This is a genomic window from Marivita sp. GX14005 (assembly GCF_023370775.1).
Taxonomy (GTDB): domain Bacteria; phylum Pseudomonadota; class Alphaproteobacteria; order Rhodobacterales; family Rhodobacteraceae; genus Marivita.
In genome coordinates this window covers 387,796-401,122 of record NZ_JAMCCQ010000003.1, presented here as the reverse complement: position 1 = coordinate 401,122, position 13,327 = coordinate 387,796, and the positions used below count along the sequence as shown (strand labels likewise).

14 protein-coding genes are annotated in these 13,327 nt (G+C 63.4%); 6 read left to right on the top strand and 8 right to left on the bottom strand.

The features are described from left to right. Positions 1 to 982 (bottom strand): cobaltochelatase subunit CobS (gene cobS / locus M3465_RS12065; protein WP_249501996.1); only part of this gene is annotated, 982 nt, incomplete at its 3' end. 91 nt (positions 983 to 1,073) lie between these two features. On the opposite strand from cobS, the gene M3465_RS12060 reads away from it, so the two are divergent. The 4 genes from M3465_RS12060 (at position 1,074) to msrB (ending at position 3,576) form a co-directional block, all read left to right on the top strand. After that, complete coding sequence (locus M3465_RS12060) at positions 1,074 to 1,616, top strand: sigma-70 family RNA polymerase sigma factor (protein WP_249501995.1); 543 nt, start codon at positions 1,074 to 1,076, stop codon at positions 1,614 to 1,616. Continuing rightward, complete coding sequence (locus M3465_RS12055; protein ID WP_249501994.1) at positions 1,613 to 2,317, top strand: anti-sigma factor; 705 nt, start codon at positions 1,613 to 1,615, stop codon at positions 2,315 to 2,317. Before M3465_RS12060 ends, M3465_RS12055 begins: the two co-directional genes overlap by 4 nt. Before the next feature lie 97 nt (positions 2,318 to 2,414). Beyond that, positions 2,415 to 2,984 carry a fasciclin domain-containing protein gene (locus M3465_RS12050; RefSeq protein ID WP_502846117.1) on the top strand — a complete coding sequence of 190 codons (570 nt, stop codon included), beginning with the start codon at positions 2,415 to 2,417 and terminating at the stop codon, positions 2,982 to 2,984. Positions 2,985 to 3,093: 109 nt separating this feature from the next. Beyond that, entirely contained in the window at positions 3,094 to 3,576 is a 483-nt protein-coding gene (gene msrB, locus M3465_RS12045) for a peptide-methionine (R)-S-oxide reductase MsrB (protein WP_249501993.1), read from the top strand. A gap of 60 nt (positions 3,577 to 3,636) precedes the next feature. On the opposite strand, the gene M3465_RS12040 is transcribed toward msrB, so the two are convergent. Both M3465_RS12040 and M3465_RS12035 read right to left on the bottom strand, forming a co-directional pair. Next, positions 3,637 to 4,833 carry a UbiH/UbiF family hydroxylase gene (locus tag M3465_RS12040; RefSeq protein WP_249501992.1) on the bottom strand — a complete coding sequence of 399 codons (1,197 nt, stop codon included), beginning with the start codon at positions 4,831 to 4,833 and terminating at the stop codon, positions 3,637 to 3,639. A 23-nt stretch (positions 4,834 to 4,856) separates the two neighbouring features. Further along, positions 4,857 to 5,501: a pyrimidine 5'-nucleotidase gene (locus M3465_RS12035; RefSeq protein ID WP_249502013.1), complete on the bottom strand. Its 645-nt coding sequence runs from the start codon at positions 5,499 to 5,501 to the stop codon at positions 4,857 to 4,859. 102 nt (positions 5,502 to 5,603) lie between these two features. On the opposite strand from M3465_RS12035, the gene M3465_RS12030 reads away from it, so the two are divergent. Then, the gene (locus M3465_RS12030; RefSeq protein ID WP_249501991.1) at positions 5,604 to 6,251 is read left to right on the top strand and encodes a GntR family transcriptional regulator; all 648 of its coding nucleotides are present in this window, start codon (positions 5,604 to 5,606) and stop codon (positions 6,249 to 6,251) included. Positions 6,252 to 6,282: 31 nt separating this feature from the next. On the opposite strand, the gene M3465_RS12025 is transcribed toward M3465_RS12030, so the two are convergent. Both M3465_RS12025 and carA read right to left on the bottom strand, forming a co-directional pair. Continuing rightward, positions 6,283 to 8,061: a glycosyltransferase gene (locus M3465_RS12025; protein WP_249501990.1), complete on the bottom strand. Its 1,779-nt coding sequence runs from the start codon at positions 8,059 to 8,061 to the stop codon at positions 6,283 to 6,285. Positions 8,062 to 8,127: 66 nt separating this feature from the next. Continuing rightward, complete coding sequence (gene carA / locus M3465_RS12020) at positions 8,128 to 9,297, bottom strand: glutamine-hydrolyzing carbamoyl-phosphate synthase small subunit (RefSeq protein ID WP_249501989.1); 1,170 nt, start codon at positions 9,295 to 9,297, stop codon at positions 8,128 to 8,130. A 180-nt stretch (positions 9,298 to 9,477) separates the two neighbouring features. Here carA and M3465_RS12015 point away from each other — a divergent pair, with 180 nt between their 5' ends. After that, positions 9,478 to 9,942 (top strand): GatB/YqeY domain-containing protein, encoded by a 465-nt coding sequence (locus M3465_RS12015; protein WP_249501988.1) that lies wholly within the window; start codon positions 9,478 to 9,480, stop codon positions 9,940 to 9,942. Between the two features lie 19 nt (positions 9,943 to 9,961). Here M3465_RS12015 and M3465_RS12010 read toward each other — a convergent pair whose 3' ends face one another. From M3465_RS12010 to ctaD, 3 genes are all read right to left on the bottom strand, one after another. Beyond that, positions 9,962 to 10,888, bottom strand: a complete 927-nt coding sequence (locus tag M3465_RS12010) for a hypothetical protein (RefSeq protein ID WP_249501987.1) — start codon at positions 10,886 to 10,888, stop codon at positions 9,962 to 9,964. 12 nt (positions 10,889 to 10,900) lie between these two features. Continuing rightward, complete coding sequence (locus tag M3465_RS12005; protein ID WP_249501986.1) at positions 10,901 to 11,392, bottom strand: DUF2244 domain-containing protein; 492 nt, start codon at positions 11,390 to 11,392, stop codon at positions 10,901 to 10,903. 245 nt (positions 11,393 to 11,637) lie between these two features. Continuing rightward, positions 11,638 to 13,311, bottom strand: coding sequence for a cytochrome c oxidase subunit I (gene ctaD, locus M3465_RS12000; protein WP_249501985.1), 1,674 nt, complete (start codon positions 13,309 to 13,311; stop codon positions 11,638 to 11,640). Positions 13,312 to 13,327 lie beyond the last annotated feature (16 nt).

Sequence of the window (13,327 nt, the reverse complement as noted above, 5' to 3'; positions counted from 1 at the left end):
CCACGCTCAGGCTGGCCGCGCTTTCGGGCAGTTCCTCGTCGAAACAGCGCTGGTAGAACTCGGCCACGGTCTGCCGCTCCAGCTCGTCGCATTTGTTGAGGAACGACACGCGGAACGCGTAGCCCACATCGCGGAAAATCTCGGCATTCTGCGCCCAGGCGATCACCGTGCGCGGGCTCATGACCGTGGACAGATCGCCGGCCATGAAGGCCGTGCGCGTCAGATCGGCCACGGTGACCATCTGGCGCACGGTCTTGCGCCCGGCGGCGGTGTTGTAATGCGGCGCCTTGCTCAGAACGATGGAGGTCTCGGCGTCGATGCTGAGGTAATTGAGCGTAGCCACGAGGCTCCAGCGGTCCATCTGGCCCTGGTTGATCTGCTGCGTGCCGTGGTAAAGCCCGGTCGTGTCGCCGAGCCCGACGGTGTTGGCCGTGGCGAAGATGCGGAAATACTTGTGCGGGGTGATGACCTCGTTCTGATCGAGCAATGTCAGCTTGCCGTCAGTCTCCAGCACCCGCTGGATCACGAACATCACGTCGGCGCGGCCCGCATCGTATTCGTCGAACACGATCGCGGTGGGGTTGCGCAGCGCCCAGGGCAGGATGCCTTCCTGGAATTGCGTGACCTGCTTGCCGTCCACCAGCTTGATCGCATCCTTGCCGATCAGGTCGATCCGGCTGATATGGCTGTCGAGATTGACCCGCACGCAGGGCCAGTTGAGCCGGCTGGCCACCTGTTCGATATGGGTCGATTTGCCGGTGCCGTGATAGCCCTGGATCATCACCCGGCGATTGTTGCGAAAACCCGCCAGGATCGCCATCGTGGTGTCGGGATCGAACTTGTAGGTGCTGTCGATATCCGGCACCCGTTCGGTGCGCTCGGGAAACCCGTGCACGACCATGTCGGTGTCGATCCCGAAAACCTCCCGCACCGAAATTTCCTCGGTCGGTTTGGCGTTGATGTCAATCGTGCCGTCGGCCATGTTGCGGACATCCTTCCTTGCTGCGCGTCTCGTGCCGTGTGGTGCAACATAATGGCGGAAGGGGCAAGGGAAAGGCAGCGGGAACGCCCATATGACGCCACTTGAGGAGATCGAGGATCTGCTGGCACGCGTGGCAATGGCGGATCGCCGGGCGTTCGGAAAGCTCTATGATCGCACATCGGCGAAACTCTTCGGTGTTTGCCTGCGTGTCTTGAATGATCGCGAGGAGGCCGAAGAGGTGTTGCAGGAGGTATTCGTGACCGTATGGAACAAGGCCGACAGCTACCGTGTGAACGGTCTGTCGCCGATGACCTGGCTGATCACGATCACCCGCAACAGGGCGGTGGACCGCCGGCGTGCCCGCAAACTGCCGCCCGCGCCGATCGAGACCGCCGATCTTGTCCCGGACCGCCGCCCCGGGCCCGAAGCGGCGGCGATGGCGCGTTCGGAACAGGCGCGCATTCTCGCCTGTCTGGGAGAGTTGCCGCGCGCGCGGGCGCATTTGGTGCGCCGGGCTTATCTTGATGGCGACAGCTATGCCGATCTCGCGCAGGCGACTGGGGTGAAGCTCAATACGGTCCGCACATGGCTGCGCCGCAGCCTGATCTCGCTCAGGGAGTGTTTGAGCCGATGAGCCGCAAGCCTCCATCCAATCCACCGCCGGGCGGCGCGCCGTCTGCCGATGCAGCCGAATACGCGCTCGGCCTGATGACCGAAAACGAACGCGCCGAATTCGAAGCGCGCCTTGTGGAGGACGCCGACCTGCGCGCGGAACTGGCCGCATGGCAGACCGCGCTGGCGGATCTTGCGGAAAGCGAGGTGGCGCCGGCCGCCCCGTCGCCCCAATTGCGCAAACGGCTCGAAGCGCAGCTGTTCGCGGCACCGCGTGCGTCGCTGTGGCAATCGCTCTGGCCCTACGCGGCTGGCGGCGTCGCCGCCGCGCTGGTTCTCTGGGCCGCGGTCGCAAGCGATCTTCTTCTGCCGGATACGCCTCTGCGCCCCGATCTGCGATCTGAACTGGCCGCGACACCCGAGGGCGGCAATCTGTCGGTCCTTGCCGCCGTGGACAGTGCGACCGGACGATTGGAAATCGTCCGTCTGGACGGCGCGCCGCCAGAAGGCAGGGTGTTCGAGCTTTGGCTGATCGTCGGGGATAGCGCGCCGGTATCGCTCGGTGTGCTGGAGGGTGACACTGCGCTGCTCGATCTTCCCGAAACCCGGCGCGCCGACCTCGCGGGGGCGACGCTGGCGATTTCCGACGAGCCGCCGGGCGGATCGCCGACCGGCGCACCCACGGGCTCAGTGCGCGCGGCCGGGACGCTCACCGCGTCGTGACCGCAATGTGATCGCTGCGCTGAAACTGCTCGCGCCGCGCTCCCGTGTCTAAGCCTGATCCGCATCGAACCCGTTGCGGGCAAATCAGGAGGACGACATGACATTCAAGACACTGACAACCGCCTTTGCGATGGCCACGACGTTTACGGCAGCTGCGCTTGCCGACTCCCACGGCGAAAGTGAAAATCCGATGGTGGGCGGCGCGGCGATGTTCGCCGACAGGACCATCGTGGAAAACGCTGTCAATTCCGCAGACCACACGACGCTCGTAGCTGCCGTCAAGGCCGCGGATCTGGTGGACACGCTTTCGGGCGCAGGCCCGTTCACTGTCTTCGCGCCCACCGATGCGGCCTTCGACATGATCTCCGACGAGTCCCTTAATGCGCTGATGCAGCCGGAAAACAAGGCGCAGTTGCAACAGATCCTGACCTGCCATGTCGTCGCGGCGAACGCGATGTCGGACGCGATTGCCGGCATGATCGCCGATGACGGCGGGATGCATCCCGTTCCCACCGTGGGCGGGTGCACTCTGAAGGCCGAGATGATGGGAGACACCATCACCCTGACCGATGAAAACGGCCGCGCGGCAAGCGTCACCATTGCCGATGTAAGACAGTCGAACGGCGTGATCCACGTCATCGACCGCGTGCTTTTGCCGGCCCAGTAAGCCCTGACCCCCCCATTCGGGGTTTCGGGATCGCGCAAAAGTGTGCGCTCCGGCCTTGCGAAACGCAGGGTCGGAGCCACAAATTGACGGCAGATCAAGGAGATTTTCTATGTTGAGACGCAGCTTTCTTCAGGGAACAGCCATGCTCGCCGGCGCGGCGGCCACGGTCGGGCTTGGCCGGAACGCAAGCGCTTCCGAGGGCGAGTTCGAAGTGATGCGCAGCGAGGCCGAATGGAAGGACATGTTGTCGCCTCTCGAATACAAGGTCATGCGGGAGGAAGGCACGGAACGCGCCTTCAGTTCACCGCTCAACGACGAAAAACGCGCCGGCATGTTCCACTGCAAAGGGTGCGATCTGCCGCTCTATTCGTCCGAGCACAAATATGACAGCGGCACCGGCTGGCCCAGCTTCTGGCAGGCGCAGGAAGGGAATATCGATACGAAACCGGATCGGTCCTTCTTCATGACCCGCACCGAATGCCACTGCCGCCGCTGCGGTAGCCATATGGGTCACATCTTCGACGACGGGCCGGAGCCGACGGGCAAGCGCCATTGCATCAACGGCGTCAGCCTGACCTTCCGCGCGGCCTGACGCGCAAGGTGCAAGGCTGTTCGAACAGCCTTGCAAGACACGTATACGCGTTTCGGCGCCTCAGGCGCCGCGCGCGCCCAGCCCGAGCTGCATCAGCGTTTTACGCACCGGCGGCAGAGTATAAAGCGCATCGAGCCCCCGTGCCCTGAGATCGCGCAGCGGTCTTGCACTCAGCATCGAGGTGCGGTTGAGCAGGGTGATGCCCGCGACCCGCGCTCGCACATCCGCGATACGCCGCCGGTGATAGGCGTCCAGCATCGCGCGCGAGCCGATATCCTCGGGCGTCTTGTGCGCCAGTTCCAGCAAGACGCGCAAATCCATCAGGCTCATGTTGAGCCCCTGCGCCCCGATCGGCGGCACGACATGCGCCGCCTCGGCCACCAGCGCCAGCCGCTGCCCGCTCAGCCTTTCGGCATGTTGGCTGATGATCGGCCAGATCGTGCGCCGGGAGGCGAGGCTGAGCGGTCCGAACAGCCCGCAGGATCGTTCGGTCATCGCGGCCTCGAAAGCGCCTTTAGGCATCGCGGCAAGTGCCTCCGCTTTCGGGCCTTCCTCCATCCACACGATCGCCGAGGACGGCTTTCCCTCGTAATCCGGCAAGGGAACGAACGTAAACGGCCCGCCGGTGCGGTGAATTTCTGTCGATACGTTTTCATGCGGGACCGTATGCGTGACGGCGAAAGCCAGCGCCTTTTGCCCGAACCGTGTCGTGCGCACCTTGATCCCGGCCGCCTCGCGCATTGGCGAATTGCGTCCATCGGCGGCGACAACCAGCTTGCAGCGCACAGTGCCGCCATCGCTCAGCCCGACGCGCGCTTCGCTTTCGCGCGTGAAAAGCGATGTCGTTGCGGTGCCGGGGCGAAAGGTGACGTTGTCCAGCGCCTCCAGATGCGCGGCAAATTCGCGGCGCAGCAGCCAGTTCGGCAGGTTCCAGCCGAATGGCTGCTCCGAGATATCAGAGGCGTCGAACGCCTTGGTCACGCGCGGCTCGCACGTCTCTCCGCCGGCATCCACGATCCGCATGACCTGCAGCGGCATCGCATGAGCGGCAAGACGCGGCCAGAGCCCTATCTCGCTCAGAAACGCCTGCGCCGGTTGCAGGAAAGCCGTGCTGCGCAGATCCGAGCCTTCCGCGTCGCGCTCCGTGATCGGCGGGGCAGGGTCGACACAGAGGACCGAGACCCCCTCGTTGCCGAATGCGGCCGCCGCCGCCAGCCCGGCGATGCCGCCGCCCGAGACCACGATGTCATAGTGCATGAAGGCTCTCTCCCTTGCGCCGGTCAGGTAAGGCGCGCGAGGAACGCCGCCAGATCCGGAGTGTGGTGGTGGATGTGTTCGGCCTCGATTTCGGCCTCGGCGACATGCACGGTCCGCATGCCCATCGCATGCGGTTCGGCCAGATTGCGCGGATCGTCCTCGAACATCGCGGCGCTCGCCGGATCGGTTCCGTCGCGCCCGAAGACCCGTTCGAAGGCGGCCCGTTCGGGCTTGGGTTTGAAATCCGCGTGCTCGACGCCGTAAACCGCGTCGAAAATTCCGCTCAGACCGCGCGCTTCAAGGACGTTTTGCGCATAAGGCGCCGAGCCGTTGGTATAAACGATCTTGCGCCCCGGCAGCCCATCGATCAGCGCGGCAAGCTGCGGGTCTTCTGGCAGGACCGAGAAATCGATGTCATGCACGCTGTGCAGATAGGGATCGGGGTCGACGCCATGCTCGCGCATCAGCCCGGCCAGCGTCGTGCCGTAGCTGCGCCAGTAGCTCAGCCGCAGATCGTTCGCTTCAGCCTCGCCGACCCCGACCGCGTCCATCACGAAGCGCGTCATTCGCACCTCGATCTGGTCGAAAAGCCGAACAGCAGGCGGATAGAGCGTGTTGTCGAGGTCGAAAACCCAGTGCCGCACGTGATCGAAAGCTGCCTTTACCATGTGGCACAGGTAAGCCGGGACGGCGCCGCTGGCAATGGCGCGGCTTGCGTCTTTTGGTCCGGCGGCGCTATCGTTCGGCCAAGCCACGAGGGACGGACCGACATGAGTGATGACAAGCCTCCGCAGAAGGATGCCTATTCCTCGATTTTGGAGGCGATCGATGTCGGGATCTACCGCCCCGGCGACCGTCTGGTCGAAAGCGATCTGGCCGATCGGTTCGGCATGTCGCGCACCCCCATCCGCGAGGCGCTGCAGCGGCTTGAGACGCAATCGCTTCTGGCGCGTGACGGGCGGTCGCTGATCGTGGCCTCGCTCGATCACAACCAGATGGCCGAGCTTTACGTCGTGCGCACGGAGCTCGAGGGGCTGGCCGCCCGTCTCGCGGCGCGGCACGCGACGGAGGAGGAGGTGCAGGTGCTGCGCGACATGGTCGAAGAGGATCGCGCCTTTCTGGGTCAACCGGCGGTGCTCGCGCGCGCCAACCGGCGATTTCACAAGCAGATCCATCTTGCCTCACACAATCGGTTCCTGGTCCAGCAGCTCGATCTCGTGCACCGGTCGATGGCGCTCATGGCGACGACTTCGCTTGCGGCCGAGGGGCGCGGCGAGAAGGCCCTGAGCGAGCATGAGGCGATCGTGACCGCGATTGCACAGCGGGACGAGGACGCCGCCTATAACGCGCTGCGCGATCACATTTCGGTCGCCTTCGTCACCCGGCTCAAGCTGGATTCGATGGCGCAGGAGGAGTGAGGCGGCCGGCCGCCCAGAAGAGTCTGCGGAGCTACCGCCGGGTGATGTGAATATCCCCGCCGGCAATGTCTGGCGCGGAAAGCCCGTGCTGCGTCTTGTCCCAATAGAAGGGTTTGAACACCAGTTCCGACAGCGCCTTGTAGACCGCGAACACACCGAGCGGATAGTAGAACATCATCATCGGCACCCATTGCATGAGTTTTTCATGCTGCGTGCGAGCGACGCCCACGAAACCGACCAGCAGCGAGACCAGTTCCGAAACGAGAAAGAGGGCCAGAAGGCCCCCGAGCCAGCCTTGCGGCAGCGCTTCGGTAAAGGGTGTCGAGAACCCGAAGAGCACGAGCCAGAAACACCAGAGCGCCGGTGCCAGCGTGAATTGCAGGATCGTGGTCAGGAAGAAGAACTGAAAGCCGAGAAATTTCCACGGCCCCATTTCGCGGACAAGCCGGAACGGGCGGCGCATATGGACAAGATAGGTGATCATGTATCCCTTGAGCCAGCGCGAGCGCTGCTTGATCCACGCGATCATGCGGTTGTTCGCCTCTTCCCTTGTGACGGTGGGCACAAGGATCGTGCGGTATCCGAAGCGCGCGAGCCGGACGCCGAGATCGGCGTCTTCGGTCACGTTATGCGCATCCCATCCGCCCACATGCTCAAGCGCGGCGCGGCGCAGGTAGACAGTGGTGCCGCCCAGCGGGATCGAAAAGCCGAGCCGCGCCGCGCCGGCCAGAACGACGCGGAACCATGTGGCATACTCGACGGAGAAACACCGCGAAATCCAGTTGGAATGCGTGTTGTAGAAATCGAGGATTCCCTGAACGCAGGCCACCTCCTTGGGGGAGATATGAAACGCCTCGACGACGCGTTCGATCTGGTCGGTGGCGGGGGCATCTTCGGCGTCGAGGACACCGATGATATCGCCGCGCGTGTGCCGCAGCGCGTAATTCAATGCGCGCGGTTTGGTCTTCAGGGCGCCATCGGGCACTTCGATCACGCGCATCCAGGCCGGCAGCGTTTGCGCGCGGATCATCTGACGCGTCGCCTTGTCCGACGCCTCCAGCACCAGAACCACATCGAGCAGCGCTTTCGGATAGCTCAGCCGTGACAGACGCCGCACCAGTTCATTCGCGATCGCCGCTTCCTTGAACATCGGCACCATCAGGCTGACCAGCGGTTTTTCGGCAAGCGGAACGTGAATGGGTTTGCCGGGCGGCTTGGTGTAGCCGGCAAGGAGAACGGCCATCTTGAACACCGCGCAGGCCAGCACGTTCGACACGGCGACCGCGGTGACGCCGATGAAGAACGCTTCGGGGAAGAGGAAGATGAGCGCGAGGCTGACTCCGAAGAACAGCGTAGCCAGAATGGCGCGGCGCGGAGTGAGCTTGTTTATGTCGCGGCAGCTGTAGTCCTTCGCGACCTGCGTTTCGGCCAAGTTGGCGAGGTAGTCGCCGTGCCGTTCGTTGACAAGGCGCAGGATCACCTCCTCGGTCGCATCGCCAAAGAGAACCGGGCCGATCTGCGCCTCCAGCATGTCGCGCAGCTGTGTCCGGTCACCCTCATGCGCGATCCCGATCAGCGTCGCATCGCCCAAAGTGGACCACGGAAAAACGCGGTGTTCGGCGCAGAATTCCGGGGGCAGAAGTCCGTCGAGCGCCGGATCGGGCGCATGGGTGTCGGGATCGAGCCGCCGGCGCGACGCAGCCAGATCACGCGCATTTCGCAGAACGACATCGGCGTTTTGCACAGGTGCGACATGCGCGTCGTCTGCACGCAGGAATGGCATGTGCGGTTTGAGTTCGGCCTGGCCCATGGCACCCCCGAAGAGACTGTTCGGGGCATCCTAGAGCGCAAACCGTTAAGCGGCGGTTAACGCGCGTCAGACCTTGGCAGTTTTCGCCTTTTCCATCGACGCCGCGAACCGTTCGAAGAGATAGAAACTGTCTTGCGGGCCGGGGCTTGCCTCGGGGTGCTGCTGCACCGAGAAGACGGGGCGATCGGCCATGCGGATCCCGCAATTCGAACCGTCGAAAAGCGAGACATGCGTTTCGATCACACCCTCCGGCAGCGTCTGGCTGTCCACGGCGAAGCCATGGTTCATCGATGTGATCTCCACCTTGCCGGTTTCGGTATCCTTGACCGGGTGATTGGCACCGTGATGACCGTGGTTCATCTTGACCGTCTTCGCGCCGAGCGCCAGCGCAAGCATCTGATGCCCAAGACAAATCCCGAACATCGGCAGATCGGTCTTGTCGAGTATTTCCCGGATCATCGGCACGGCGTATTCGCCGGTCGCTGCCGGATCGCCGGGGCCATTGGTCAGGAACACGCCATCGGGGTCATGCGCCAACACCTCCTCGGCAGTTGCGCTCGCGGGCAGCACCGTCACATCGCATCCAGCGCTGGCGAGGCTGCGCAGGATGTTGCGTTTCGCGCCGTAATCCACGGCGACGACCTTGTATCTCCCGTTCTCCTGTCGCGCATAGCCGTCGGGCCAGGCCCAGCGCATCTCGTCCCAGCGGTAGCTCTGCGCGCAGGTCACCTGTTTCGCCAGATCCAGCCCTTCGAGCCCGGGAAATCCCCGCGCGCGGGCGAGCAGGTCCTCGATATCGAATGCGCCCTCGGGATCATGCGCCAGCGCGACATGCGGCGCGCCCGACTGGCGGATCGAGCGGGTCAGACGCCGCGTGTCGACGCCGCCGATCGCGATGCGTCCGCGCGAGGCGAGCCAATCGCCAAGCTCCTGCGCCGCGCGCCAGTTCGCGCTCTGCGTCGGCATCCATTTGACCACCATACCCTCGGCCACCGGATCGTTGCTCTCGTCATCATCGGGGTTCACTCCGACATTGCCGATATGCGGGAAGGTGAAGGTCACGATCTGCCCGGCATAGGACGGATCGGTCATGATCTCCTGATACCCGGTCATCGCAGTGTTGAAGCAAAGCTCAGCCACCGTCACGCCGGTTGCGCCGAAACCCTGACCATAAAACACCGTGCCATCGGCAAGAACGAGGCAGGCGGTCGGGGAAGCAGTGGGGGACTGTGGCATGGCGCGACTCCGCAAAGGTCAAATCGGACGGAAACTAGGGGGAGCGGGCGGCGCGGTCAAGCAAAAGCGGAAATTAATTTCATGATTTATATCAATGGCTTGGCGCTAGTCAGGGGCGGTTGCGCCGATGCCGTTCCTCGCTTAGGCTGTATCTTCGTTCAATCATCTGGATGGCATGTCATGGATCTGCGCACTAGGATCACCTCGTCAATCAAACAGGCCATGCGCGACAAGGACAGCGCGCGGCTCTCGACATTGCGGCTGATCAACGCCGCCATCAAGGACCGCGATATCGCGGCTCGCGCGAATGCCGATGACACCGGCGTCGATGACAGCGAACTGCTTGCGATCCTTGGTAAGATGGTCAAGCAACGAAAGGATACCGCGCGCACCTATGAGGAGGCGGGGCGGCTCGATCTGGCCGAGCGTGAGCTTGCGGAAATCAAGGTGATCGAGGAGTTTCTGCCGCGCAGACTTTCGGACAAAGAAGTTGCGCAGGCCGTGGATGCGGCGATCGTCGAGACCGGAGCGACCTCGATCCGGGACATGGGCAAGGTGATGGGCGCGCTGAAGGCGAAATATACCGGGCAGATGGATTTCGGCGCAGTCGGCCCGATGGTGAAGGACCGTCTGGCACAGGCGTGATTTTCCGATCCACGGAAAATCAGCGATGCGTCGACGCATCGCGCGCCCGGTCCAACGCGAAATCCCGGCGGATCGCAGTCAGTGCGTCGGGATCGGTGATCCGGTAGCGCTGCACGAAACGGGTCTTGTATCCGGTTCGGCCACGCCGCGCGCCGAAATTCTCTCCGTGGTTAATGATATATAGAACCAAGGGCTGCGACAGCGGGGCCGTATCTTGCCCGGCCAGCTTGGCGAGATAGGGGAACATGCGGTGTTCGTGCTGCGTCATCTCGGCCAGAAAGCGGGTGGAGGCGGGCTCCGAGGGGTCGTGATACATCGCGCAGCAACTGCCGCAGAGTTTCCAGAACGGTTTGCGCATCGGTGCGGTGACGGAGGGCCGCGCGGAAAGCGCAATATCGCCGGTCGCGGCGTCCATCACATACCCCGTTTGCGCCAGATAACCGCCTCGCGCCTGCCGGCTCAGCATCTCGTCCACCGCAGCGGGGTGGAGCAGATCGTCGGCATCGAAGGACATCGCGTATCCCGGCCCCTGTGCGAGATCCGGCAGTGCTTCGGCCAGCATCCGAAGCTTACGCCACTTGTCGTTGCCCGGTGCGCGATCAGTGAAGCGCAGGAAGGTGAGCCGTGGATCGTCGGGGATGTCCGGCCGTTCCTGACAGCAGATCGCAGCGGACCAGTTCGGGTTTCGCTGGCGCTGGAACGCCCGCAGCGTTGCTTGCAGGCGATCGATGACGGCGCCCCAATTGCCGACCTGATCGGGACCGACGAGCGGCAGCAGGAACGTGACCTGACCGGCGCGCTTCTGCCGAAGGCACGCCGCGCGCAGCGCCAGCGCCGCGCGTTCGGACGCGACCATCGCAGCGGCGGGTGTCGGGCTGGCCGAGAGGCGCGCGCGCAGCAGATGGCGCGCGCGGGTCGTTTTGGGAACGGCGGGAACCTGTGCCATGGCACCTCTGGATCAGGGGGCGGCGATGCGCCGGATCGTATCGCTCAATTCCGCGAAGAGCGCCTTGCGTTCCTCTTCGCTCAAAAACGCGCCGATCTCAACCTCGCGCCCTGCGCCGGACAGGGTCACGTAATGCGGCACCGGCCCGCCTTTCGCATGCAGGTTCACGCGGGTCCAGTAGGGATTGCAATGCCACTCCTGCACGGGCACGTTCGGCGCCTCGCGGATGAGGTGAAAATCGCTTTCGTTCAGGCGCAGCGTTTCGAGGATTTGGCGGTCACGATCATTGCGCCTGAGCGCATACCACATCGCCGCGAGCGCGATCAGGACGAAAGGCAGCACGCCCCAGAGCGCAAGCGTGCCGAGCAAGCCGTAAAGCGGGATTGTCCACAGTGTAAAGATGCCCAGAATCGTGGCGGCGAAACCCCGGGCGGGCAGCGATTGATGCGGCCATAATCGAAGCTCGGCGGTGTTCCGGGAAGTTTCCGTCCATGTGTAGGGCATGTGTGCGTCAGGGTCTTGTCATCCGGGTGTCGCAGCCCCGCACGCACGCCTGAGGCGGCGGGGCGGCTGGGGCGATATGGAAAGCCGGGGACGAAGCCATCATGGGTGCGATCTGAACTTGCGGGACATGCGCCGCTCCTCTCGGATGCGAAACTAGAAGAAACATACCGCCGGACAACAGGAGCTTCCACGTAAAAAACCCCGATGCATGCACCGGGGTTTTTCGACAGCGTTCGGCCCTGCCGTCAATGGGCGTGGGTCTTTTCCCAGTCCTCCCGTTTCGGCAGCTGCTCGAACGTGTGCTCGGGCGGCGGGGAGGGCAGGGTCCATTCCAGCGTATCCGCGTATTCGTTCCACGGGTTCTTCGCCGTCTCGGCACGGCCCTTGGCGAGGCTCCACACCATCACGCCGATAAAGAAAAGGAACGATGCGAAGGACAGGAAGGCACCCCAGCTCGACACGTAGTTCCAGAAGGCGAACGCCTCGGGATAGTCGATATAGCGCCGCGGCATACCCTGACGGCCCAGGAAATGCTGCGGGAAGAAGGTCAGGTTGGCGCCGATGAAGAACGCCCAGAAATGCAGCTTGCCGGCCCATTCGGGATACATTTTTCCGGTCATCTTCGGGAAGTAGAAGTAGATGCCCGCAAAGATGCCGAACACCGCGCCGAGGCTCATCACGTAGTGGAAATGCGCTACAACGTAGTAGGTGTCGTGATAGGCCCGGTCCACCGATGCTTGCGCGAGCACAACGCCCGTCACACCGCCGACGGTGAAGAGGAACAGGAAGCCGAAGGCCCAGAGCATCGGCGTCTTGAACTCGATCGAGCCGCCCCACATGGTCGCGATCCAGGAGAAGATCTTCACGCCCGTCGGAACCGCGATAACCATCGTGGCCAGCATGAAATAGCTCTGCTGCGTCAGCGACATGCCCACCGTATACATATGGTGCGCCCACACGACGAAGCCCAGAGCACCGATCGCGATGATCGCCCAGACCATCGGCAAATAGCCGAAGATCGGCTTGCGGCTGAATGTGGCGACGACATGGCTGATGATGCCGAAGGCCGGCAGGATCACGATGTAGACTTCCGGGTGCCCGAAGAACCACAGGATGTGCTGATAGAGCACCGGATCGCCGCCGCCTGCGGGGTCGAAAAAGGTCGTTCCGAAATTGCGGTCGGTCAGCAGCATCGTGATTGCACCCGCCAGAACCGGCAGCGCCAGCAGAATCATCCACGCGGTGATGAAGATCGACCATGAGAACAGCGGCACCTTGAAGAGCGTCATGCCCGGCGCGCGCATGTTCAGGAAGGTGGTGATCACGTTGATCGAACCGAGGATCGAGGATGCGCCGGAGACATGCACCGCGAAGATCGCCAGATCCATCGACAGCCCGCCCTCAGTGGTGGAAAGCGGCGGATAAAGCACCCAGCCGACGCCGGAGCCGAGTTGCCCGTTGCCCCCCGGCGCAAAGACCGAGCAGACCGCCAGCGTGGTGCCGGCGACGAAGAGCCAGAAGCTGAGATTGTTCAGGCGCGGGAACGCCATATCGGGCGCGCCGATCTGCAGGGGCATGAAATAATTGCCGAAACCGCCGAACAGCGCCGGGATCACCACAAAGAACATCATCAGGATGCCGTGACCGGTAATCAGCACGTTCCACAGATGCCCGTTGGGAGTACAATCGCCCACGGCAGCGGCGGTCAGGCGTGCGCCTTCCATGCACATGTATTGCACACCCGGATGCATCAGCTCCATGCGCATGTAGACGGTGAAAGCCACGGAGATGAAACCCGCGAGACCGGCGACGATCAGGTAAAGAATCCCGATGTCTTTATGGTTGGTGGACATGAACCAGCGCGTGAAGAAACTGCGCTGATCTTCGTGTTCATGGCCGTGAATGGCGGCGTCTGCCATATCTGCCTCCTGCAAA

What these genes read in the sequence shown, in the direction of transcription:
- carA (WP_249501989.1), bottom strand. Translation starts at nt 9,297, where the DNA reads ATGCCACAGTCCCCCACTGCTTCCCCGACCGCCTGCCTCGTTCTTGCC.
- ctaD (WP_249501985.1), bottom strand. Translation starts at nt 13,311, where the DNA reads ATGGCAGACGCCGCCATTCACGGCCATGAACACGAAGATCAGCGCAGT.
- msrB (WP_249501993.1), top strand. Translation starts at nt 3,094, where the DNA reads ATGTTGAGACGCAGCTTTCTTCAGGGAACAGCCATGCTCGCCGGCGCG.
- M3465_RS12030 (WP_249501991.1), top strand. Translation starts at nt 5,604, where the DNA reads ATGAGTGATGACAAGCCTCCGCAGAAGGATGCCTATTCCTCGATTTTG.
- M3465_RS12060 (WP_249501995.1), top strand. Translation starts at nt 1,074, where the DNA reads ATGACGCCACTTGAGGAGATCGAGGATCTGCTGGCACGCGTGGCAATG.
- M3465_RS12050 (WP_502846117.1), top strand. Translation starts at nt 2,415, where the DNA reads ATGACATTCAAGACACTGACAACCGCCTTTGCGATGGCCACGACGTTT.
- M3465_RS12005 (WP_249501986.1), bottom strand. Translation starts at nt 11,392, where the DNA reads ATGCCCTACACATGGACGGAAACTTCCCGGAACACCGCCGAGCTTCGA.
- M3465_RS12035 (WP_249502013.1), bottom strand. Translation starts at nt 5,501, where the DNA reads ATGGTAAAGGCAGCTTTCGATCACGTGCGGCACTGGGTTTTCGACCTC.
- M3465_RS12040 (WP_249501992.1), bottom strand. Translation starts at nt 4,833, where the DNA reads ATGCACTATGACATCGTGGTCTCGGGCGGCGGCATCGCCGGGCTGGCG.
- M3465_RS12010 (WP_249501987.1), bottom strand. Translation starts at nt 10,888, where the DNA reads ATGGCACAGGTTCCCGCCGTTCCCAAAACGACCCGCGCGCGCCATCTG.
- M3465_RS12015 (WP_249501988.1), top strand. Translation starts at nt 9,478, where the DNA reads ATGGATCTGCGCACTAGGATCACCTCGTCAATCAAACAGGCCATGCGC.
- M3465_RS12025 (WP_249501990.1), bottom strand. Translation starts at nt 8,061, where the DNA reads ATGGGCCAGGCCGAACTCAAACCGCACATGCCATTCCTGCGTGCAGAC.
- M3465_RS12055 (WP_249501994.1), top strand. Translation starts at nt 1,613, where the DNA reads ATGAGCCGCAAGCCTCCATCCAATCCACCGCCGGGCGGCGCGCCGTCT.